The 21,787-nt window shown below is 62.8% G+C and carries 18 protein-coding genes; 14 read left to right on the top strand and 4 right to left on the bottom strand.

What is annotated here, in order from left to right; genetic code table 11:
• Positions 1-113: 113 nt before the first annotated feature.
• Positions 114-2,363, top strand: coding sequence for a CHASE2 domain-containing protein (locus G452_RS0113565; RefSeq protein ID WP_022662804.1), 2,250 nt, complete (start codon positions 114-116; stop codon positions 2,361-2,363).
• A gap of 17 nt (positions 2,364-2,380) precedes the next feature.
• Here the strand turns inward: G452_RS0113565 and G452_RS0113560 are convergent, their stop codons facing one another.
• Positions 2,381-4,477, bottom strand: coding sequence for a putative bifunctional diguanylate cyclase/phosphodiesterase (locus G452_RS0113560; protein ID WP_022662803.1), 2,097 nt, complete (start codon positions 4,475-4,477; stop codon positions 2,381-2,383).
• 233 nt (positions 4,478-4,710) lie between these two features.
• Between G452_RS0113560 and G452_RS0113555 the strand changes: the two genes are divergently transcribed.
• The 9 genes from G452_RS0113555 (at position 4,711) to G452_RS0113515 (ending at position 12,444) form a co-directional block, all read left to right on the top strand.
• Positions 4,711-4,974, top strand: a complete 264-nt coding sequence (locus tag G452_RS0113555; protein WP_022662802.1) for a DUF493 domain-containing protein — start codon at positions 4,711-4,713, stop codon at positions 4,972-4,974.
• Between the two features lie 403 nt (positions 4,975-5,377).
• Complete coding sequence (gene ileS / locus G452_RS0113550) at positions 5,378-8,182, top strand: isoleucine--tRNA ligase (RefSeq protein WP_022662801.1); 2,805 nt, start codon at positions 5,378-5,380, stop codon at positions 8,180-8,182.
• The gene (gene lspA, locus G452_RS0113545) at positions 8,183-8,674 is read left to right on the top strand and encodes a signal peptidase II (RefSeq protein WP_022662800.1); all 492 of its coding nucleotides are present in this window, start codon (positions 8,183-8,185) and stop codon (positions 8,672-8,674) included.
• Positions 8,655-9,413 carry a prolipoprotein diacylglyceryl transferase gene (gene lgt, locus G452_RS0113540; protein ID WP_022662799.1) on the top strand — a complete coding sequence of 253 codons (759 nt, stop codon included), beginning with the start codon at positions 8,655-8,657 and terminating at the stop codon, positions 9,411-9,413. Before lspA ends, lgt begins: the two co-directional genes overlap by 20 nt.
• Positions 9,410-9,628 (top strand): PLD nuclease N-terminal domain-containing protein, encoded by a 219-nt coding sequence (locus tag G452_RS0113535; RefSeq protein ID WP_022662798.1) that lies wholly within the window; start codon positions 9,410-9,412, stop codon positions 9,626-9,628. The genes lgt and G452_RS0113535 overlap by 4 nt, the downstream gene beginning before the upstream one ends.
• The gene (gene ybgF / locus G452_RS19585; protein WP_022662797.1) at positions 9,625-10,605 is read left to right on the top strand and encodes a tol-pal system protein YbgF; all 981 of its coding nucleotides are present in this window, start codon (positions 9,625-9,627) and stop codon (positions 10,603-10,605) included. Before G452_RS0113535 ends, ybgF begins: the two co-directional genes overlap by 4 nt.
• Before the next feature lie 59 nt (positions 10,606-10,664).
• A complete protein-coding gene (locus G452_RS0113525; RefSeq protein WP_022662796.1) occupies positions 10,665-11,111 on the top strand; it encodes an NIL domain-containing protein in 447 nt (148 codons plus the stop codon).
• Positions 11,112-11,235: 124 nt separating this feature from the next.
• A complete protein-coding gene (locus G452_RS0113520; protein WP_162141309.1) occupies positions 11,236-11,634 on the top strand; it encodes a PilZ domain-containing protein in 399 nt (132 codons plus the stop codon).
• A 57-nt stretch (positions 11,635-11,691) separates the two neighbouring features.
• Positions 11,692-12,444: a protein phosphatase CheZ gene (locus G452_RS0113515; RefSeq protein ID WP_022662794.1), complete on the top strand. Its 753-nt coding sequence runs from the start codon at positions 11,692-11,694 to the stop codon at positions 12,442-12,444.
• A 96-nt stretch (positions 12,445-12,540) separates the two neighbouring features.
• On the opposite strand, the gene mgtE is transcribed toward G452_RS0113515, so the two are convergent.
• Positions 12,541-13,908 (bottom strand): magnesium transporter, encoded by a 1,368-nt coding sequence (gene mgtE / locus G452_RS0113510; protein ID WP_022662792.1) that lies wholly within the window; start codon positions 13,906-13,908, stop codon positions 12,541-12,543.
• Between the two features lie 158 nt (positions 13,909-14,066).
• Between mgtE and nadC the strand changes: the two genes are divergently transcribed.
• From nadC to G452_RS19580, 4 genes are all read left to right on the top strand, one after another.
• Positions 14,067-14,933: a carboxylating nicotinate-nucleotide diphosphorylase gene (nadC, locus tag G452_RS0113505; protein ID WP_022662791.1), complete on the top strand. Its 867-nt coding sequence runs from the start codon at positions 14,067-14,069 to the stop codon at positions 14,931-14,933.
• Positions 14,934-14,942: 9 nt separating this feature from the next.
• A complete protein-coding gene (nadA, locus tag G452_RS0113500) occupies positions 14,943-15,965 on the top strand; it encodes a quinolinate synthase NadA (protein ID WP_027189259.1) in 1,023 nt (340 codons plus the stop codon).
• Between the two features lie 37 nt (positions 15,966-16,002).
• Positions 16,003-17,595: an L-aspartate oxidase gene (nadB, locus tag G452_RS0113495; RefSeq protein WP_022662789.1), complete on the top strand. Its 1,593-nt coding sequence runs from the start codon at positions 16,003-16,005 to the stop codon at positions 17,593-17,595.
• A gap of 80 nt (positions 17,596-17,675) precedes the next feature.
• Positions 17,676-18,776: an SEL1-like repeat protein gene (locus tag G452_RS19580; protein WP_022662788.1), complete on the top strand. Its 1,101-nt coding sequence runs from the start codon at positions 17,676-17,678 to the stop codon at positions 18,774-18,776.
• A gap of 60 nt (positions 18,777-18,836) precedes the next feature.
• Here the strand turns inward: G452_RS19580 and G452_RS0113485 are convergent, their stop codons facing one another.
• Together G452_RS0113485 and trkA are read right to left on the bottom strand one after the other, a co-directional pair.
• Entirely contained in the window at positions 18,837-20,291 is a 1,455-nt protein-coding gene (locus G452_RS0113485) for a TrkH family potassium uptake protein (protein WP_022662787.1), read from the bottom strand.
• Positions 20,292-21,656, bottom strand: coding sequence for a Trk system potassium transporter TrkA (trkA, locus tag G452_RS0113480; RefSeq protein WP_022662785.1), 1,365 nt, complete (start codon positions 21,654-21,656; stop codon positions 20,292-20,294).
• Positions 21,657-21,787 lie beyond the last annotated feature (131 nt).

Genomic DNA, 21,787 nt, shown 5'->3' with positions numbered 1-21,787 from the left:
ATATGTTCTACAAGACCAGTCCGGCATCATTTTCCCCGACGCTGCGAAGCTGTTTCGGAAAGAGGACACGGGGTGGAAACGTATTCGCAACACATGGGCGAGGGGACCGGCTGATGAAAGGATTGTTCCGCAACATCTTGAAGCTCGACAAGATCATCCTCCCTGCCACCGGCTTCTTGATCACGTTCCTTCTGCTCCTGCTCTACATTCAGCAACCACTGTTTCTGCGATTCATCAATTACAAAATATACGACGTTTTTCTCCGGGAACATGCCAGCACCCGCATCCATGAACTCCCCGTCATCGTCGACATAGACGAAAACAGCCTCAAGGAAATCGGCCAATGGCCCTGGCCGCGATATCGCATCGCCCTCCTGCTGGACAAGATCCATCAGGCGGGCGCGCTCGCCGTGGGCCTGGACATCCTCTTCGCCGAACCGGACCGGACCTCGCCCGCACTGATCATGGACGACATCACCCGGACCTTCGGAGAATATCTTCAAAAGCGGCCCGGCTTCACGGGCCTCCCGGACATCCTCGCCGACAACGACGCGCTCTTTGCCCAGACCCTGGCCACCGGCCCCTTCGTACTCGGCTACACCTTCCTGTTTCCCGAAGACGCCCTGCGCGGCATGAGCGGCATGCCAGCCGACTCCTGCCACCTGCACCCGACAAGCCTGGCGACCAAGAGCCTGACTCCCGGCCTTGCGATGGGCACGGACCAGCTTCTGGCCACGGCCAGCGGCGTCGTCTGTCCGCTGCCCGCTCTTGCCGAAGCCGCTCCCGCCTCCGGATTCTTCACCACGGACACCGATCCGGACGGCGTGATCCGCCAGGTGCCGCTGCTGATCAATTTCAACGGCCGGGTCTACCCCAGCCTGGCCCTGGCCACCCTGCTCCAGGCCCTGGGCAAGAAAACCGTGCTGCTCGGCTACTCGAAACGCGGCACGGAAGTGCTGCGCGCGGCAGGAACCGACATTCCGCTGAAAAGGGCAGGCAGCTTCCTGGTCAACTACAGAGGCAAGGAAGGCACCTACCCCTACATCAGCGCCGGAGACATCCTGCGCGACGTCCCCGCCGCGCTCGAAGCGCTGAAAGGGAAAATAGTCTTCATCGGCACCTCGGCCGCAGGGCTGCGCGACATCCGGACCACGCCCTTCTCCCAAAACTACCCCGGCGTGGAAACCCACGCCACCATCGTCGACAACATCCTCAGCCGGGATTTCATCCACATCCCGCCCTGGGCTCCGGGGCTGGAAGCACTGGCCCTGGTTATTGCCGGCATCCTGACCACGCTGCTGCTCACCTGGGCGCGGGCCGCATGGCTCGCCCTCCCCCTGTTCGGCTCAGCCGTAGGCATTTGGACAGGATCCTCGTATCTCTTCGGGCAGTCCAAATATTTCGTTTCCCCGCTCTACCCGCTTCTGGGGCTGGCTCTGACCTTCATGACCATGACGGCCATCAAGTTCTGGAAAGAGGAAAAGCAGAAGAAATTCATCCACGGCGCTTTCTCGCATTACCTGGCTCCCGCCGTCATCGACCAGATCGTCAGGTCGCCCGAATCCCTGACCCTGGAAGGACAGGAAAAAGAAGTCACCATTCTTTTTTCGGACGTCCGCAACTTCACGTCCCTGTCCGAGCGGCTCACGCCTACTCAGGTCACGGCCCTGCTCCACGACTACCTTACGCCCATGACCAGGATCATCACCAGCCGCAACGGAACCCTGGACAAATTCATCGGCGATGCGGTCATGGCCTTCTGGAACGCTCCGCTGGACGTCCCCGGCCACCAGCGCCTCGCACTGCTTTCGGCTCTGGACCAGCTCCAAAAGCTGGAGGAGCTGAACGCGCTGTTCCAGGAAAAATTCGGACTCACCATCCGCATCGGCATCGGCGTGCATTGCGGCGTCGTCCGCGTGGGCAACATGGGGTCCGCGGACCTTTTCGACTACACCCTCATCGGCGACAGCGTGAATCTGGCCTCCCGACTGGAAGGACTGACCAAGTACTATGGCCAGCCCCTGGTGGTCAGCGAGGCCATCGCCGAAGCCTGCGGCGACGAGTTCCGCTTTCAGGAGCTGGACAAAGTCCGCGTCAAGGGCAAGGTCAAGCCCATTACGATCTATACGGCCATGACGAGGGAGGACGCCGCGAAGCGCGCCGTCGAGCTGGAGAGATATGCCGAAGGCCTGGAGCGGTATCGGGCCTTGCGCTTCCAGGAAGCGGAGAACGTCTTTTCCGAATTGCGGGAGCACCATGCCGACCTGCTCCTGTACGCGCTCTATCAGGAACGCTGCCGCGACCTGCTCCGCGAGCCGCCCCGGGAAGACTGGGACGGGGTGTTCACCCACAAGTCCAAATAGCTCGGAGCGGAGAGGGACTAGCCCGACTGGGGCAGGAAGGTGCCTTCCCGCAGAAAGAGCTCGGCTTCCTCCGCAGGAACCGGCGGCGAATACAGGAAGCCCTGGCCCAGTTCGCAATTCAGCTCGCGCAGCAGAGCCGCCTGCTCCTCGAGCTCGATGCCCTCGGCCACGACCACCATGCGCAGGCTGTGCGCCAGCGTGATGATCGCCCGCACGATCTCGGCGTTCTCCGTGGAATCGAGAATGCGCCGGACGAAACTGAGGTCCACCTTGAGCTGGTCCAGCGGAAACTTCTGCAGATAGCTCATGGAAGAATAGCCCGTGCCGAAGTCGTCCATGGAGAGCTGAATGCCCTCCTCCTTGAAGCTCTGAAGACGCAGGAGCGAGGTTTCCACGTCGTCCATGACCGTGGATTCCGTGATTTCGAGCTTGAGGCAGCCGGGGTTCAGGCGGGATTTGCGCAGTGCTTCGATGACGTCGCCCACGAGATCGTTGTTTCGGAATTGTCGGGCAGAGATGTTCACGGAAAGCTGAAGATTCTTCGCTTCGGGAAACGTACGCGCCCAGCGGGCCATGGTCCGAGTGGATTCCTCCAGGATCTGTCGGCCCAGGTCGATGATCAGGCCGGTTTCCTCGGCAAGCGGGATGAACTCGCCCGGACTGACGATGCCGCGCTCGGGATGATTCCAGCGCGCCAGCGCCTCGAAGCCCACCAAACCGCCGCCGTTGAGCGAAACGATGGGCTGGTAGTAGACTCGAAACTCCTGCTGGAGCACGGCCTTGCGCAGATCGTTCTCAAGATGCATCAGGTCCACGGCCTGCTGGAGCATGCGGTCATTATAGATGTCGAAACGGTCCCGTCCCGACTCCTTGGCCCGATACATGGCGATGTTGGCCTTCTGGAGCAGGTCGCCGGAACGGTCTTCGGGCTGGGCGTCGAGAACGACGCCGATGCTGACCGTGGTCTGGACCCGGTGCCCTTCGAGCAGGAAGGGTTCACGCAATGAATCGAGCACGCGGCGGATCACGGTGAAGGCTTCCCGGGGAGCGTCCAGTTCCTCAAGCAGCAGGACGAATTCATCGCCGCCGAATCGGGCCACGGTGTCCATGCCGCGCACGCACTGCCGCAGCCGCTTGCTGACTTCCACGAGCAGGCCGTCGCCGAAAATATGGCCCAGGCTGTCGTTGACCACCTTGAAACGGTCGAGGTCGAGAAAGACAACGGCAAAATGATAGTCGGGATGTCGGCGGAAACGCTCCATGACCCTGGCGACGCGGTCCATGAGCAGATTGCGGTTGGCCAGATCGGTCAGGGGGTCGTGCAGGGCCTGATGCCGCAGCTGGATCTCCATCTTCTTGCGTTCCGTGATGTCGCGCAGGGAACAGCGCAGCCCCAGGGAGTGCCCGTTTTTCTTGCGGACATCGAACTTGACCTGGCTGATCCAGCGCTCCGCGCCGTCCTTGCGGCGGATGCGGAAGTCGAAGGAGTCCCCGTCCACGCGCATTTCGTCCGCCATGAAATGCCGCCAGGACTCGTAATCCTCCTCGACGATGATGCCGCGGAAGAAATCGCCTCCCGCGGCGACGTCCTCGGCGGAATACCCGCTGATGCGCTCGCAGGAGGGGCTCGTGTACAGGATGTCGCTTTCGGGAGAAAACCAGATTTCCCAGTCGTAGTTGTAGTCGGCGACGGTGCGGTAGCGCTCCTCGGATGCCTTCAGTTCCATGCGCTGGCAATACAGTTCCAGGAAGACGCGGACCTTGCTCTGAAGGATTTCCGGCTCCACCGGCTTGAAGAGATAGTCCACGGCGCCGAGTTCGTAGCCTTTGAAGACGTGCCTCTGTTCCTTGCTGATGGCGGTCACGAAGATGATCGGAATGTCCTCGGTCCCGTCGCGTGAACGGAGCTGCTCCGCCGTTTGGAACCCGTCGATTCCAGGCATCATCACGTCGAGCAGGACAAGCGCGAAATCGTGTTCCGCGACAAGGGCAAGGGCGTCCTCGCCGGAAAGGGCGAGATGAATCTCCGCACCGAGGTTGCGAAGCATCCCCTCCAAGACCTTCAGGTTTACGCGATCGTCATCTACGATGAGGATTTTAGCTTTTCCGTACATAATTCCGTCAGATGCCAGAGGTGATCGACTTCATTCCCGACACGACCGAGTCTCAAAGAATGGTAGCACAATAGGTGGTTTTGGCAAAGCAATCAACCAACCAATGGTCGTATTTTCTCCCTCTTCATTGACAGCCGCCGGAGGCGTCACTAGATGGGTTGCAACCGCCGCCGAGACTTGTCGGCAGCGCCATCCCGCCCGGATGCGGCGTATCTCCACTCCAGAGGACAGCAATGACCCACGAAAAATATGAATCCTTGAGACGGACGCTGAATGAATGCCACGAGTGGCCGTGCAATTTCGTATTCAAATTCATCGGCACCAGGGATAACGCCGAGCAGGCGGCAGCCCTTTTCCCGGACGAAGCCGTGTCGCTGCGCCCGTCGAGAACAGGAAAATATATCGGCGTCACAGCGGAAATCACCGTTGCCAGCGCCGAGGACGTTTTCGAAATCTACGCCAAGGCCAAGCTCATCGAAGGCTTGATCTGCCTGTAGACGGGACACCGCGTCCGGGGATTTTCCCGTGCGCCGCCGCGCGCTGAAGAAAGCGACGGAGAGAGGGCCCGAAGGCCCTCAGTCCATCATTCTGGAGGTAGGGAAAGGCTGGAGGTATTCTTAACTTAGCATCCTCCGTGCCAAAACAGCCTCAAAAGCTGAAACCGGCGTAAACAGCGGCAAAAAGGCCGTTCCGAAGAACGCCGCCGCTCTGCCCACCTTCGAGCGATCGACCTTTTCGTCCTTATTTTCTACATTTTTGCAATCCCTCTTCACAGTATTGTGCAGCCCCCCGCGTCTAAGCGCGCCTCAACCTTGACTTCCTGGGCCGCTTGCACCAATCTGTTCACCGCCTTTCGCGACGCTCCGCCGCAATCAACGCCTTTGGAGGATCTGCTTCACCATGAGCGATTATAAATCGACCCTGCTGCTGCCCAAGACCACCTTCCCCATGAAGGCCAACCTCCGCCAACGCGAGCCCGAAACCCTGGCCGCCTGGGAGGAAAACAACACCTACGGCAAGATGACCTCCGCCAACGACGGCGGGGAGCGCTTCGTGCTGCACGACGGTCCGCCATACGCCAACGGCCATATTCACATGGGCACGGCCATGAACAAGGTTCTCAAGGACATCGTGGTCAAGTCGCGAAACATGCAGGGCCTGAAGGCCGAGTACGTTCCCGGCTGGGACTGCCACGGCCTGCCTATTGAGCACAAGGTCGAGCAGGAACTGAAGAAGAAGGGAAAGACCGACCTGCCCACCACGGTCATTCGCCGCCTCTGCCGCGAATATGCGGCCAAGTGGCTGGATGTTCAGCGCAACGAGTTCAAGCGGCTCGGCGTGTTCGGCGTCTGGGACGACCCCTACATGACCATGAAGCCCGCCTACGAGGCGGCCACGGCCCGCGAGCTGGGCCGGTTCATGGCCGAGGGTTCCGTGGTGCGCGGCAAGAAGCCCGTGCACTGGTGCTGCGACTGCCGCACTGCCCTGGCCGAGGCCGAGGTGGAATACGAGGACCATACCTCGCCCTCCATCTACGTGCGCTTCCCCCTGACCGATCCCAAGGTCGCGGAGCTTTGCTCCGGCGCGACCCCCGAATCCGCTTACGTGGTCATCTGGACCACCACTCCCTGGACCATCCCGGACAACATGGCCGTGGCCGTGCACCCCGATTTCGAATACGTCTTCGTACGCGCCGCCGGAAGCGTCTACGTCCTTGCCGAGGAACTGCTCGAGGAATGTGCCGGGCTGTTCGGCTGGGAAGAGCACGAGATCCTGACCAGGATCAAAGGCTCCCAGCTGGAAGGCCTCGAAGCCCGGCACCCGATCTACGACCGTCCCTCGCCCATCGTCCTGGCGGACTACGTCACCCTGGACTCCGGTTCGGGCTGCGTCCATACCGCTCCCGGCCATGGGCGCGAAGACTTCGAAACCGGCCAGCGCTACGGGCTGGAAATCTATTCGCCCATGGACGACGGCGGCGTCTTCCGCAAAGAGGTGGAATTTTTCGCGGGAATGGACGTCTGGCAGGCCAACCCCGAAGTGATCAAAAAGCTTCAGGAACTCGGCAACCTGCTGGCCTCCAAGTCCATCAGCCACTCCTATCCGCACTGCTGGCGCTGCAAGAAGCCCGTCATCTTCCGGGCCACCACCCAGTGGTTCATCTCCATGGCGGCCAACGACCTGCGCAAGCGCTCCCTGGCGGCCATCCGCAACGACGTGCGCTGGATTCCCGCCTGGGGCGAGGAACGCATCCACGGCATGATCGAAAAACGCCCGGACTGGTGCATCTCGCGCCAGCGCAACTGGGGCGTGCCCATCGTGGCCCTGATCTGCGAGGAATGCGACGAGGCCTGGCACGATCCGGACTGGGTCTTCAAGATCGTGGACCGCTTCGCCGCGCATGAGCATGGCTGCGACTACTGGTTCGACGCGCCCATGGAGGAGATCCTCGAGGGCGTGCCCGCCTGCCCCAAATGCGGCGCCAGCAAATGGAAACGCGAATCCGACATCCTCGACGTCTGGTTCGACTCCGGCACCAGCTACGCCGCGGTCTGCGAGCAGCGCGAGGACGTGGGCTACCCCGCCGACCTCTACCTCGAAGGCTCCGACCAGCACCGCGGCTGGTTCCACAGCTCGCTGCTGGCCAGCATGGGCACGCGGGGCAAGCCGCCCTACAAGGCCGTGCTGACCCACGGCTACGTGGTCGACGGAGACGGGCGCAAGATGTCCAAGTCCATCGGCAACGTCATCGCCCCGCAGGAGATCATCGACAAATACGGCGCGGAAATCCTGCGCATGTGGGTCTCCGCCTCCAACTACCAGGAAGACGTCCGCATCTCCGACGAGACGCTGGACCGGCTGGTGGACGCCTATCGGCGCATCCGCAACACCTGCAAGTTCCTGCTTTCCGTGCTCTCGGACTTCTCTCCGGAAAAGGCCGTGCCCGTGAAGAAGCTCCTGCCGCCGGACCGCTTCCTGCTCGACGTCATGGCCCGCCGCCACGACGAGATGCAGCAGGCCTACACCGATTACGAATTCCACAAGGTCTACCACGGGCTGCACAATACCTGCGTGGTGGAGCTTTCCTCCTTCTGGCTGGACATCGTCAAGGACCGCCTCTACTGCGAGGGCGAGGACAGCCTGCCCCGCCGCAGCGCCCAGACCGTTGCCTGGCAGGCGCTCCTGACCTTGATCCGGAACATGGCGCCGATCCTCTCCTTCACCGCCGAGGAAACCTTCTCCCACCTCCCCGAAGCGCTCAAGCCGGCGCTGCCCACGGTCTTCGCCCTGCGCTTCGATCCGCTCCTGGCGGAAATCTCGGACCAGGAGCGCGCCCGCTGGGAACTGCTGCTCACGCTGCGCGGCGAGGTCACCAAGGCCATCGAGCCCAAGCGCAAGGACGGCCTCGTGGGCAAATCCCTGGACGCCAAGGTCACCCTGCACGGCCCCCGCGACCTGCTCGCGAAGCTGGACGGGCTGGACCTGCTGGAGTTCTTCATCGTTTCCGAAGCCGTGCTCGCCCCGGATTCCGACGCTCCGGCCGACGCCTACGCCTCCGAGGAGATCGAAGGACTGTCCATTGCCGTGGATCGGGCCGCCGGCGAGAAATGCCAGCGCTGCTGGCGCTACGACGCCAACCTGGGCACGCACCAGGATCACCCCGAGACCTGCCCGCGCTGCACGCGGGTGCTCACCGAGGCCTAAGTGAAGGCGCGTTTCCTCAAAGCGTTCGCCTGGGCCGCCCTGATCCTGGTTCCGGACCAGATCACCAAATGGATCGTGCAGGACGCGTTCACGCTCTGGGAAAGCCGGGAAGTGATTCCCGGCTTCTTCAACCTGACCCTGGTCCACAACATGGGCGCGGCCTTCGGGTTCCTGAACACCAGCGATATCGACTGGCAGACCCCATTCTTTGTGGGAGTCACGTTCCTCGCCGTGGCGTTCATCCTTTACATGATCAAGGAGGAAGGCCAGGACGGATTGATGAACTGCGGACTGGGCCTGGTCCTTGGCGGCGCCCTGGGCAACCTCGTGGATCGGCTCAGCCATCGCTACGTCATCGACTTCCTGGATTTCCACCTTGGCGGCTGGCACTGGCCCGCCTTCAACGTGGCCGACTGCGGCATCACCGTGGGCGCCTGCGCCATCATTCTGTCTTACTGGAACAAGCAGAACGATGTATCCGACGCTGATTGATTTCGGCCCGCTCGCGGTCCACACCTACGGCCTGTTCGTGGCCATGGCCTTTCTCGCGGCCATTTGGTGGGCATCCCGCGAAGCCCGCCTCGCGGGCCTCGACGCTGAAATCGTACCGGACGTGGCCCTGCTGATCCTCATTTCGGCCGTTGTCGGCGCGCGGCTGCTCTGGGTGCTTCTCGACCTGCCCCACTACCTGGAGCATCCCCTCGAAGCGCTGATGTTCTGGAAAGGCGGGCTGGTCTTTTCCGGCGGGCTGGTCCTGGCCGTGCTCCTCGGCTGGTGGGCCATGCGCCGCAAGCGCCAGCCCATTCTGCGCTGGTGCGACGCCTCGGCCCCGGCCATCGCCCTGGGCCAGGCCATCGGCCGTCTCGGCTGCCTGGGCGCGGGCTGCTGCTACGGCCGCCCTGCGGACCTGCCCTGGAGCGTCACCTTCCGCAGCCCGCAGGCCCTGGCTCCGCTGGACATTCCCCTGCACCCGACCCAGCTCTATCATTCCCTGGCCTCGCTGCTCTGCTTTGCGCTGCTTGTGGCCGCGCGGGGCAGGCTCCCGCGTGCGGGCCAGCGCATGGGCCTGTATCTGACCGTATTTCCGCTGCTTCGCTTTATCATCGAATTCGACAGAGACGACTACCGCGGCTTTGCCGGACCGTTCAGCGTCACCCAGATCATGGCCATGGCCTTTTTCTGCGTCGGCGTCTGGCTGCTCGCCCGCAACCCCAAGGGAGAAAAGGCATGACATCCGAAATGACCAGCCAGCAATGGCTCATCCTCTTCGGCGTGGTGGGGGCTTTCGCCGCGCTGAGCATCTACTCCATATGGGACGCCTTCCACAGGAATTTCAAGACCACGGGAGAAAAGATGGCCTGGGTCCAGCTCGCGGTCCTGGTTCCCTTTTTGGGTGGACTCGCGTATCTCTTCTTTGGAAAACGCAGAGGAGAAAAAAACCGATGAAACGATCCGCACTCGCCTTTGTCGTCTTGCTCGTCGCCAGCCTGGCGATGCTTTCGGGCTGCGCCACCAAATCCCAGGTGGAGACGCTTGAAATGCAGGCCCGGCGGGATCGCGAGGAGTCGCGTAAGATATTCAAGCAGATGGAGGAGGAACTCCAAAGCCGCATCGAGCAGACCAGCAATCCGGTCCGCGAAAAGCAGGCCGACATCTGGGTCGAAATCAACGCCCTGCGGGCCGACATGTCCGCCATGCAGGGACAGCTGGACGACATCAACCAGCGCCTGGACCAGCTTTCCGGTTCCGGGGACGCGGCTTCGTCGCTTCCCTCCCTCGCCCTGGACATGAAGGCCGTCAAGTTCGCCCTTGAGCACCAGATGGCCATTGATCTCGAAAAAATCCGCCAGCAGCTCGCGCCCCAGGGCTCGGCTCCGCTCGCGGCAGCCGCCAACGCCGCAGGCATTGCGGGCGGCGAATCCGGCCTGACCCCGGCGGAAAAAGCCGAACAGGCCGTCACCCAGGCCGACCAGGCCCAGAATGCGCCCGCAGCGCCGAACAACGGCGTCGCGTCGGCGGCACCCGACCAGACCCGGCAGGCCGACGCGCTTGACCCGGCCCAGGCCCTCTACGACAAGGCCTACGCCGCCTTCGGCGAACGCAAGTATGAGGATGCCCGGCGTCTCTGGGCCGAGTTCGTGACCACCTTCCCGGACCACTTCCTGGTGTCCAACGCCGTCTTCTGGCAGGGGGAGTGCTACTACCAGCTTGAAGATTATAAACGCGCCGTTCTGGCCTACCAGGACGTGATCAAGAAGTTCCCGAAGAGCTCCAAGTTCAAGTATTCCCTGCTCAAGCAAGGCATTTCCTTCTACAAGATGGGCCGCGAGGATCTCGGCAAGGTGGTTCTGCAGGATCTCATCGACAAGTACCCCTCGACCCCGGAGGCGGCGCGCGCCCGGCAATACATGCAGGGCGGATGAGGCCGACGGCCTTGCGTCGGCCGCGAGGCCGTGACATAAGAAAATAGGGATTCAATCCAATGAAAGAAGTCATCAAGGGTTTTCGAAAAATAGTGTACCTCTCGTTTCCGCCCGAGGTGTCCGGCAGGCCCGTGGTCTGCAACCTTGCGCGCCGGTTCGACCTGAGCTTCAACATCCTCAAGGCCGAAATCAGCCCCCGCCAGGACGGCGCCATGACCCTGGAAATCAGCGGTCTGGAGGAGGATTTCGAGAAAGGCATCAACTATCTCAAGGAAAACGGGGTGCGCATCACCCCGGTCGCCCAGAAGATTTTCCGCGACGACGACGCCTGCATGCATTGCGGCCTGTGCACGGCCATGTGCGCTACCGGTGCCCTCTATCTCGACAAGGCCACCCGCCGCATCTGTTTCGACGTGGACAAGTGCTCGGCCTGCGGCATGTGCACCAGGGTCTGCCCGGTGCGCGCCATGACCGTGGACCTGGACGACAACGGAGGTATGGAGTAGTCCGCGCATGGCTGACCGGCCCGCATACTCGCGCGTCAACGTTCGCTTGCGCGCCCACGCGCGCCGATCGGATGATCCGGCAAAACCGGCGATTTTTCGCTGGACCGACAGGCCCGCCGCAGCCATGACGGAGACGGAGCTCGCCGAAGCCCAAGTCCCGCAGCCGCTGGCGCGGTTTCTCATGGCGCTGGACAGCAAGCTGGACATGCTCATCGGGATGCAGGGGGGAGCGTCCGTACGCGAAGATTATCCCTTGCGCCTTGAAGTCAGGGATATTTCAGGTTCGGGCCTCGGATTTCAGGCCGCGGATCATTTCAACGAGGGGGAAGTCCTGGAAATCGTGCTGGTTTTGTCCGACGCCCCGCCGCGCTATGTCGCGGCGACGGGCAAGGTCGTTGGGAGCGGCCCGGACGGCATCGCGCGATTCGAATTCACCACCATCCGCGAGGATGACCGCGAAACCGTGGTGCAGTTCGTTTTCCAGGAGGAACGGGAGCAGATTCGGCGCAGCAAGCTGAGTTGAGCCGCGTGAATCTGGGATTTGCAACCCGGCGGCCCCTGCCGCCCGGAGACATCGACCATGACGCCCGAACAACAGCTTGACAAGATGACGCGCGTGCTGCTCGACGGACTGGTGAGCGACCTCACCGAAGCCATCGCGCCCACGGTCATCGACGCCGTGACCAACGCCCTGCGCAACGAACTGAACAGCAAGCTCTCCAAGGAATTGATGGACGGCGAACTCTACCGCCGCCTCAACGCCGACATGCAGAGCGGACTCAAAGACATCTACGCCGAGATCAAGACGGCCAAGGGCGGAAGCGATGTTCGGCAGATCGTTGCCGAGGACAATCCCACGGAGCTCTTCAACAAGGCTTCGGACCAGCTCGACGCGGTTCTCCAGACAACGGAAAAAGCCGCTGTGGAGATCATCGAGATCGTCGAAAAGCTTCAGGAAATGCAAGGGGTGGTGGACAAGATCGTCAAGGGCTTCGAGTCCGGCGGCGTGACCCGTCACGACCGCGAGCAGCTCAAGGAGATCAACGGCAACCTCGGCAACGACCTCTCCCAGATCATGGTCACCATGAGCTTTCAGGATCTCACGGGCCAGCGCATCAAGATCATCATCGACTCCCTGAAGAAGATCGAACACATCGTCCAGCACCTGATCGTCTCCACGGGCCTGATGATCAAGACCCGCGAGGAAGCGCCGGAAAAGGATCTCGAACAGATCGAGCAGGAGGTCAAATCCAAGACCACCCAGCTCCACGGCCCCAGCCTGGAAGTGGACCAGGCCAACGTGGACGATCTCCTGGCCCAGTTCGGCCTTTAGCCCCTTGCCGATACGCAGCCAAAGGGCCGCCCTTCTCCTCGCGGGAAGGGCGGCCCTTTGCTGCCGGGACATTGCCCGGCAAAGCGATGTCGGGCGTTAAAAGAGAAATATTCCGGCCAGTCCCAGTAGGCTGAGAAATCCGAGCGAGTCCGTAATGGCCGTAAGGAAGATGGAGGAAGCCTGAGCCGGGTCGCGTCCGATTTCGCGCAGGACCAGGGGAATGGCCGCCCCGGCGAATGCGCCGATGCTGATGTCGATGGCCAGTGCTCCGGTCATGACGTTGGAGAGCATCAGGTTCCGCGTCAGGGCCAACACCGCGCCCCAGACCAGCAGACAGATGAAGCAGCCGTTGATCATGCCGATGCGCATTTCGCGCAGCACGGCCAGCCAGGAGCGCTTGCGGTCGAACTTCTCCACGGCCAACTGCCGGATCATCACGGCCAGGGCCTGTTGTCCGGTATTGCCCGCCTGGTTGGCGACGATGGGCATGAGCACGGCCAGAATGGCCATCTGGGCGATGGAGCCTTCGAAGAGATGGACCACGAAGGCGGAGACGGCGGAGTTGACCACGTTGAGAATCAGCCAGGGCAGGCGTTTCTTCACGGAATAGGAGACGGGCGAGTCGATGGTCTCGTCCGCGCCCGCGCCCACCATGGCCTGCATGTCTTCCGAGGCTTCCTGCTGGATGATGTCGATGACGTCGTCGACCGTGACCACGCCGAGCATGCGGTTGCCGAAATCCACCACGGGAATGGCCAGCAGGTTGTAGTGGCCGATGAGCCGGGCCACTTCCTCGCGGTCGGTGTCGTAGGTCACGGAGACGAGATTCTGGCTTTTGACCAGCTCGCGCAGGAGCTTGCCGTGCCGCGCAACGAGCATGTCGCGCAGGGAGACCACGCCCGTGAGCCGCCCGGCCTCGTCCACGAGGTAGGCGTAATACGGGATCTCCTTGTCCTCGACCTCGTCGCGCATCTTGGTGATGGCCTGGTCCACGGTCAGAGCCTGATCGAGGATGACCACCTCGGTATTCATGGCGCCGCCGGCGGAATCCGGATGGAAGGTCAGCAGATTGCGGAGTTCCGCCCGTTCCTTGGCCTTGACGCGGCGCAAAAGAGCCTTACGATGTTCCTCGTCAAGGCTTTCCAGGATGTCCGTGGCGTCGTCCGGAGCCATCTGCTCCAGAATTTTCGCGGCGAACCCGTGGTTCAGGTTTTGAAACAGGGATTGCTGGTCGTGGCGGTCCATCTCCGCGATGGATTCCGCGGCATCCTTGATGGGCAGCTGCTTGACGAATTTGACCTGCTCGTCGATGTCCAGCCGCTCGATATGCTCCGCAGCGTCCGCCGGGTGGGTATCCTCATCCATGCCCTCGACGCCTCCGGCGTCGGGACCGAGGTACTCCACCTGTTCGGGAATCTCCTTCCGGAGTTCCTCGGAGTCGTGCGGGGCCTTGTTCGAGCTCATGGGCGGTCTCTAGCCTAATTGACCAGCAACGTCAAAGGGAAGCATATTGTCCACGGCTGCTCGAAGCCCCGCAAGCGCCGTGGCTGCTGGCCTTGACGAAACGCCTCCCCCCGGCGTAGGGACCGTGATCCGACAAACTTTCAACCCGCCGAAAGCTCATGGAAACAAACCTGTTCGATACGTTTTTCCAGAATGAAGCCCGCATGTTCCTGCTGGCCGCCATACGGATCGCCTTTTCCGAGGACGGACCGGACCTTACCTCCGTGGGAGTGTTCGAACCTTCGGACATGGCCCAGGCCCACATCGTGGCCAAGCAATCCACCATCGTCGCGGGGCTGCCCATCCTGCCCATGGTGCTCGAATTCGGCGAAGGCGAATGCCAGATCCACCTGAACGTGGACGACGGAGACCGCGTTTCTCCGGGCACCCTGGTGGCGGCCATGCAAGGCCCGGCCGTCAAGCTGCTCAAGGCGGAGCGCGTGATGCTCAATTTCCTTTGCCACCTCTCCGGCGTCTCCGAACTGACCTCCCGGTACGTGGAGGCGCTGAAGGGCACCAAGACCCGGCTGCTGGACACCCGCAAGACCCTGCCCTGCCTGCGCTACCCGGAGAAATACGCCGTGCTCTGCGGCGGCGGCACGAACCACCGCCTGAACCTCGCGGAAATGTGCATGCTCAAGGACAACCACATCGACCGCGCCGGAGGCATCGCCCTGGCCGTTGAAAAGCTGCGCAAGAACACCGACCCCTGCCCGCCCATCGAGGTGGAATGCCGCACCCAGGCCGAGGTGGACGAAGCCGTGGGCTGCGGGGTGGACCGGATCATGCTCGACAACATGGGCCCGGACGAGATACGCAAGGCCCTGGCCGGCATTCCCGACACCATTGAAACCGAGATTTCCGGCGGCGTCAGCCTGGACACCATCCACGAACTGGCCCAGCTCGGCCCGGATTTCATCTCCGTGGGCCGACTGACCCACTCCGCCCCGGCCTCGGATTTCAGCATGCGCATCGAACGGATCTAGATGAAACCCATGACCGCATATCAAGACGCCATACAACGCATCGCCGAGCAGAAGCGCCGCCTCGGCGGGCGGCTGTCCATCCTGGCCCACCACTACCAGTCCGACGAGATCGTCGCGCAGGCGGACATCACCGGGGACTCCCTGGAGCTGGCCCGGCGCATCGACACGCTCGACGCCGAGCTGATCGTCTTCTGCGGCGTCTACTTCATGGCCGAATCCGCAGCCATTCTGCGCAGGCCCGACCAGAAGATCTTCACCCCGGAGCCGGAAGCCACCTGCCCCATGGCGGACATGGCCGACGCCGAATCCGTGCGCCGCACCCTGGCCGCGCTGGGCAAGGGCCGCACCATAGTGCCCCTGACCTACGTGAACTCCTCCGCCGCGGTAAAGGCGGTGGTGGGCGAAGCGGGCGGCTCGGTCTGCACCTCGGCCAACGCCTCGACCATGTTGCGCTGGGCTCTGGACAGGGGCGACGCCGTGCTTTTCCTGCCGGACCGCCACCTGGGCTGGAACACGGCGGACAAGCTCGGCCTCTCCGAACGCGAACGCCTGCTCATCGACCCGGCCTTCCCGGATGCGGATGCGGCGGCAAAGGCGCGGCTCCTGCTCTGGCCCGGCCACTGCCCCGTGCACGACGCCTACGGCGCGGAGCTGGTGGAAAAGGCCCGGCGCGAACATCCGGGCTGCCTCGTGGCAGTGCACCCGGAAAGTCCGCCCGCCGTGGTCGCCGCCGCGGACGCGGACGGTTCCACCTCGTTCCTGATCCGCTGGTGCGAACAGGCCCCGGAGGGTTCCACCCTGGTCATCGGCACCGAGGCCAGCCTTGTCGACCGGCTCGCGGCGCGCTACAAAGGCGGCAAGACCATCCTGCATCTGGACATGGGCTGGTGCGAGGACATGCGCAAGACCACGCCCGACACGCTGGCCGACCTGCTCGAACGCATCGACTCGGCCCGTCCCGAGGACGTTGCCGAGGCAATCAGGATTCCCGCGCGTCTGGCCCTCGAAAAAATGCTCCAGGCCTGTTCCTGAACATCGCGGCACCGCGCAGACTTCCCAAGAGGACAACGTGAACGGGTATCGCTTCAAGACCGACGTTCTGATCATCGGCTCCGGCATCGCCGGAAGCATCGCCGCGCTGACCCTGGCGGAGTCCGGTCAGGAAGTGACCCTGATCACCGCGGGCGAGCAGCTCGCCTCCGGCAACACCCGGCTGGCCCAGGGCGGCATCGTCTACACGGGCCGGGACGATGATCCCAAGATTCTCGAACGGGACATCCTCACCGCCGGATGGAAGCAGAACTTCACCCGCGCCGTGCGCTACCTCTGCCGCAAGGGGCCGGAAGTCCTGCGCGAAACCCTGATCGAAAAATACGGCGTGCATTTCGACGAACGTCAGCCCGGCGACTGGTACCTGACCCGCGAGGGCGGCCACAGCGTGGCGCGCATTCTCTGCTGCGCCGACCATACGGGCCGCAACATCATCGCCACCCTGCACGAGGCGCTGGAAAAGCACCCGAACATCCGCACCCTGACCAAGCGCACCGCCGTGGACCTTCTGACCACCCACCACCACGCCTGCGGCCTGGAATACAAGTACAGCCTGGACAACCACTGCGTCGGGGCCTACGTCTTCAACGGCGAATCCGGGCAGGTGGAAACCATCCTGGCGGACTACACCCTCCTGGCCACCGGGGGCGTGGGCCAGATCTTCCTGCACACCACGAACACCCGCGTATCCATCGGCTCCGGCCTGTCCATGGCGTTTCGCGCGGGCGCGCGCATCTTCAATGCGGAATACATCCAATTCCACCCCACGGCCCTGTTCGCGGGCTCCAAGAAAAAAGACCGCCGCCCCCTGATTTCCGAAGCGGTTCGCGGCGAGGGGGCCAAGCTGGTCAACTCGGCGGGCGAGGCTTTCATGCCCCGCTACGACTCCCGCGCCGACCTCGCCCCGCGCGACATCGTGACCAGGGCGATCATGGACGAGCTTCTGCGCACGGGCGAAGACTGCGTCTACCTGGACGCGGCAGGCCATGTGGACAAGAACCTGCGCGAACGCTTCCCCACGATACACGCCAGTTGCCTGGACGCGGGCGTGGACATGGACAACGAGCCCATCCCCGTCGTGCCCGTGGCGCATTATTTCTGCGGCGGCGTGCTCGCGGACAACCGCAGCCGCACCACCCTGGAACGGCTTTACGCAGCCGGAGAATGCTCCTGCACCGGGGTGCACGGCGCAAACCGCCTGGCTTCCACCTCGCTGCTGGAAGGCCTTGTCTGGGGCCACAGCGCGGCCAAGGACATTCAGGCCCGCTTCAACCGCAGCTCCCATCTTTCGCGCAAGCTCATGGATTCCATTCCGGACTGGGAAAGCCCAGGCGACATCCAGAACGAGGATCCGGCCCTCATCGCCCAGGACTGGGCCACCATCCGCCACACCATGTGGAACTACGTGGGCATCGCCCGCACCACGGACCGGCTCAACCGCGCCTTTGCGGACCTGCGCAAGCTCTCCAAAAACCTGCACGACTTCTACAAGCGCACGCCCATCAGCAAGCCGCTCATCGACCTCTTCCACGGCTGCCAGGCCGCCTACAGCATCACGGCCGCGGCCCTGCGCAACAAAAAGAGCAAGGGCTGCCACTACCGGGTGGACTGATCCCCGATCGAATGCCGCCTTCCCGCTTTCCTTGACTCTCCTGGAATGCTAAGAAGCCTCCTAATTGCAAGGAGGTTCCCATGCGCTTCCGGCTCCCCATTTTCCGACTGCTTTCCGTCCTGCTTCTTCTCGCGGCAACGTCTCCGGCTCCCGCCTCGGCAGATTATGAAGCGGGGCTCAAGGCGGCTTCGCAACGGGACTACCAAACGGCGCGCGCCGAATTTCTCGCCGCCGCCGAACAGGCCGACCCGCAAGCCCAGTACGCCCTCGGCATGCTCCACTACCAGGGCAAGGGAGTGGAACAGGACGAACGCGCCGCGCTCGAATGGTTCCTGAAAGCACGGGACAACGGCCACCCCAAGGCCGGGGAAATGGTGGACCTGCTCACTTCCAGACTGGCGAACGCCCCTGCGGAACCGGACGTCTCCAAGCCTGATGCGGACTCCGACGGGACAGTGGCCCAAAACGCGGCTGCCCCGGATTCCCTCCCGGTCTTCGACCCCGCAGCTCCCCTGCCCGACGCCTTGCTCCACCCCCGGCCCGCCCCCGAAGAACTGCGCAACGATGTCTACATGGCAAGACTCCAGGCTTCCCCCGAAGGCTGCCAAGCATATTCCGAACTCGACCAGGAATACGGCAAGCGGGATATCGTGACCTACCGCCTGAACGGCGTCCCCTTCAGCGGCACGGCCTGTGATGCGGACGAGGCGGGACGCCTGCGGCTGGTGGTCGAGGTGCAGGAAGGCCGAAAGAACGGTCGGGAACTGCGCTACGACCGCAGCAAGGGCTACCTGCGGTCGATTCTCGAATACCGCGACGGCCTGTGCGAGGGCTGGGCCGAGTTCTACCCGGACGGCGCCCCGAATTCCCTGAAGCAATTCACGGCCGGCCTTCCGAACGGCTCGAACTACAGCTGGTACGAAGGCGGCGAGCCCTTTATTTGGCAGACCTTTCGGGAGGGAAAGGAGCACGGCTTTTTCGTCAGCTTTTACCGCTCCGGCGGCGTGGAAGATCTCTACGAATACAAGATGGGCAAGCGGGACGGGAAGCTGCGCAGATACTTCGAAGACGGCAAGCTCAAGGCCAGCCAGGATTTGAAGGACGGCAAATGCGTCACCCCTCTGCTGACCTACGACGCCGCGGGCGAGGTCATCAAGGAAAAGGAGTGTCCGCAGCGTTGAGCGTCTGTCGGCATCCGCCCTCCGAAGCGCCCTGTTTCCCGGAGGGCGCTTTTTTTCGGGCTACTTGCGCCAGAATTCGGGCACGAACAGGATGACCACCGTGTAGATTTCCAGCCTGCCCAGCAGCATGCAGAACACGAGCACCCACTTGGCAAGGTCCGGAAGCGTGGAATAGTTGTCCGTGGGGCCGACAACGCCCACGCCCGGACCGATGTTCCCGATGCAGGCCAGGGAGGCGGCGAAGCTGCTCATGAGATCCACGCCCGAAGCCGCCACCACCAGGGCCGAAAGCACGAAAAGCGCAAGCCAGAGCACGAAGAACGCCCAAATGCCGGAAAGCACGCCCATGGGCACGGCCTTTCCGCTGACCTTGACCTGGGTCACGCTGCGCGGATGAATCAGCTGGATCAGTTCCTTGTAGGAATGCTTGATCAGAAGCTGGATGCGCATGACCTTCATGCCGCCTCCGGTGGATCCGGCGCACCCCCCGATGAACATGCAGAGCAGGAGCAAGCCCTGGCAAAGCGAGGGCCAGAGTTCGTAGTCCGCGGTGGCGAAGCCCGTGGTGGTCAGGATCGAGGCCACCTGAAACGCGGAATACCGCAGCGAGGCTTCCACGTCGCCGTAGTTTTCGTGCAGCACGGCAATGGCGATGATGATCGTGAAGAAGGCGAAGAGCCCCAGGAAGAAACGCAGCTCCGAATCCTTGAGCACGTCGCGGATGCGGCCCTTGAGCGCCAGGAAATGCAGGGAAAAATTGATGCCCGCGATGAGCATGAAGATGGTGATGACCCAATCGATGTAGGCCGACTCGTAGGACGCCACCGAAGTGTTCCTGGTGGAGAACCCGCCCGTGGCCATGGTGCCGAAGGTATGGCAGAGCGCGTCGAAGAGGTCCATTCCTCCGAGCATGAGCAGCAGGGTCTCCAGGCCGGAAAAGAGCACGTAGACCTTCCAGAGCAGCAGCGCCGTATCCTTGATGCGCGGCTTGAGCTTGTCCGGCACCGGGCCGGGCACCTCGGCCTTGTAGAGCTGCATGCCGCCGATGCCGAGGAAGGGCAGAATGGCGAGGGAGAGCACGATGATGCCCATGCCGCCGAGCCAGTGGGTCAGGCTGCGCCAGAAGAGCAGCCCCCGCGCGACGCCTTCGATGTCCACGAGCACGCTGGAGCCCGTGGTGGTGAAGCCGGAGAGCGACTCGAACACGCAGTCCACCACGGAGCCGGAAAAAACGCCGCCGAGCCAGAACGGCAACGCGCCGAAAAGTCCGGCAGCGAGCCAGCCTATGCCCACGATGGCCATGCCTTCGCGGTGGCTCAGACCGCGTTCGGCCTCCGGATCGCGAAAAAGGAGAAAGGTCGCCGCGCCCACGGCAACGGTTATGAGCATGGACCAGAGCAGGGGAAACACGCCCGCATCGCCGTAGTAGAGCGAAAAGCCCAAAGGCCAGAGCATGGTCAGGCCCACGCAGAAGACCAGGGCTCCGATGACGTGCAGGACGTATTTCAAACGCATCTAGAAGAACTCCACGGTCACGTCCAGGGCCTTTTCCACCTTGGTGATGTTCTGCCGGGTGGAGATGATCACCAGTCGGTCGTTGGGCTGGATCACGGTATCGCCGCGAGGGATGACCACTTCGTCGCCGCGCTGGAAGCAAAGGATCAGCGCGCCCTTGGGGAACTTGATGTCCTTCAGCGGCTTGCCCACCACGGAGGAATTCTCCTGGGCGATGGCTTCCAGCGCTTCGGCGTCCTCGCCCTTGATGGACGCGGTGGACATGACCTGTCCGCGCCGGATGAAATGCAGAATGGAATTGATGGCTGAGAGCCGGGGGCAGACCAGATGGTCGATGCCGATGGGCTCGATCAGCGGCATGTACGCGAAATTGTTGATGCGCGTGATGGTTTCGCGCGCGCCGAGATTTTTGGCCAGCAGACAGGCCAGGATGTTGGTCTCCTCGTCTCCGGTCACGGAGATGACCAGGTCCAGCTCGCCCACGTTCTCCTCGCGCAGCAGATCCTGGTCGCGGGCGTCGCCCTGGAGCACGATGGGCCGGTTGAGCTGCTCGGCGAGGAAGCCGCAACGCTGAGGGTCCGCGTCCAGCAGCCGGGTATGATAGAATTTGTTGTCCAGCGACTTGGCCAGCTTGAAGCCGATGTTGCCGCCGCCCACGATGAACACGGTCTTGATGGGCTCGGACCGGATTCCGATACGCTCCAGAATCTCGTCCTGGTCCTTGATGTCGCAGGCGAAATACACGGTGTCCCGGCGCTGGATTTCGTCCTCGCCCGTGGGGATGACCAGCTTGTCGTCCCGCACCAGCGCGGCGATGACCACGCCCACGTCGCCCGTCACGTCCCGCAGATTCATCAGCCGCTTGCCGATCACGGGGCTGCCCTCGGGCAGACGCACGCCGATGAGCCGAATCTTGCCGCCCGCGAATTCGTTGATCTCCACGGCGCCCGGAACGCTCATGAGCCGGAGGATGGAATCCACCACTTCCTGGTCCGGGTTGATGATCCGGCGGATTCGCGGTTCCCCCTCGGTGATCAGGTGCTTGTACTGAGTGTAGTCTTCGTCGCGCAGCCGAGCCAGCAGCGTAATGTTCTTGGCGAGCTTGCCCGCGAAAACGCAGGCCATGATGTTGATTTCGTCGGAGTCCGTGACGGCGAGCAGGATGTCCCCGCCAGCCACGCCCGCCTCTTCCAGCACGCGCGGGCTGCATCCCGAACCTTCGAAAGTCTGCACGTCCGTCGTTTCCGAAACCCGCTTCAACGCCGCGGGGTTCTTGTCGATGACGATGACTTCCTTGTTCTCCACAGCGAGCCTGCGGGCAATATGAAAACCGACTTCCCCGGCTCCGACGATGATGATGCGCAACGCGTTCCCCCTCCACGTCTTTTCGGCGATTCTTGAGATGTGCTTTGTAACCGCCTTTGATCGACGGCGCAACAGGCGAAAAGAGCAACCGAAGGTTTCGCTTTTTGACTTAAGTCAAAAAATAATCACAA

Origin of the sequence: Paucidesulfovibrio longus DSM 6739 (assembly GCF_000420485.1) — a bacterium.
GTDB classification, from domain to species: Bacteria; Desulfobacterota; Desulfovibrionia; order Desulfovibrionales; family Desulfovibrionaceae; genus Paucidesulfovibrio; species Paucidesulfovibrio longus.
Note: the sequence above shows the minus strand (reverse complement) of the source record. Positions and strands in the feature narration are given on the sequence as shown.

What these genes read in the sequence shown, in the direction of transcription:
- mgtE (WP_022662792.1), bottom strand. Translation starts at nt 13,908, where the DNA reads ATGAGCTCGAACAAGGCCCCGCACGACTCCGAGGAACTCCGGAAGGAG.
- G452_RS0113535 (WP_022662798.1), top strand. Translation starts at nt 9,410, where the DNA reads ATGACATCCGAAATGACCAGCCAGCAATGGCTCATCCTCTTCGGCGTG.
- G452_RS0113525 (WP_022662796.1), top strand. Translation starts at nt 10,665, where the DNA reads ATGAAAGAAGTCATCAAGGGTTTTCGAAAAATAGTGTACCTCTCGTTT.
- G452_RS0113515 (WP_022662794.1), top strand. Translation starts at nt 11,692, where the DNA reads ATGACGCCCGAACAACAGCTTGACAAGATGACGCGCGTGCTGCTCGAC.
- lgt (WP_022662799.1), top strand. Translation starts at nt 8,655, where the DNA reads ATGTATCCGACGCTGATTGATTTCGGCCCGCTCGCGGTCCACACCTAC.
- nadA (WP_027189259.1), top strand. Translation starts at nt 14,943, where the DNA reads ATGACCGCATATCAAGACGCCATACAACGCATCGCCGAGCAGAAGCGC.
- G452_RS0113520 (WP_162141309.1), top strand. Translation starts at nt 11,236, where the DNA reads ATGACGGAGACGGAGCTCGCCGAAGCCCAAGTCCCGCAGCCGCTGGCG.
- G452_RS0113485 (WP_022662787.1), bottom strand. Translation starts at nt 20,291, where the DNA reads ATGCGTTTGAAATACGTCCTGCACGTCATCGGAGCCCTGGTCTTCTGC.
- G452_RS0113555 (WP_022662802.1), top strand. Translation starts at nt 4,711, where the DNA reads ATGACCCACGAAAAATATGAATCCTTGAGACGGACGCTGAATGAATGC.
- G452_RS0113565 (WP_022662804.1), top strand. Translation starts at nt 114, where the DNA reads ATGAAAGGATTGTTCCGCAACATCTTGAAGCTCGACAAGATCATCCTC.
- nadC (WP_022662791.1), top strand. Translation starts at nt 14,067, where the DNA reads ATGGAAACAAACCTGTTCGATACGTTTTTCCAGAATGAAGCCCGCATG.
- ybgF (WP_022662797.1), top strand. Translation starts at nt 9,625, where the DNA reads ATGAAACGATCCGCACTCGCCTTTGTCGTCTTGCTCGTCGCCAGCCTG.
- ileS (WP_022662801.1), top strand. Translation starts at nt 5,378, where the DNA reads ATGAGCGATTATAAATCGACCCTGCTGCTGCCCAAGACCACCTTCCCC.
- G452_RS0113560 (WP_022662803.1), bottom strand. Translation starts at nt 4,477, where the DNA reads ATGTACGGAAAAGCTAAAATCCTCATCGTAGATGACGATCGCGTAAAC.
- G452_RS19580 (WP_022662788.1), top strand. Translation starts at nt 17,676, where the DNA reads ATGCGCTTCCGGCTCCCCATTTTCCGACTGCTTTCCGTCCTGCTTCTT.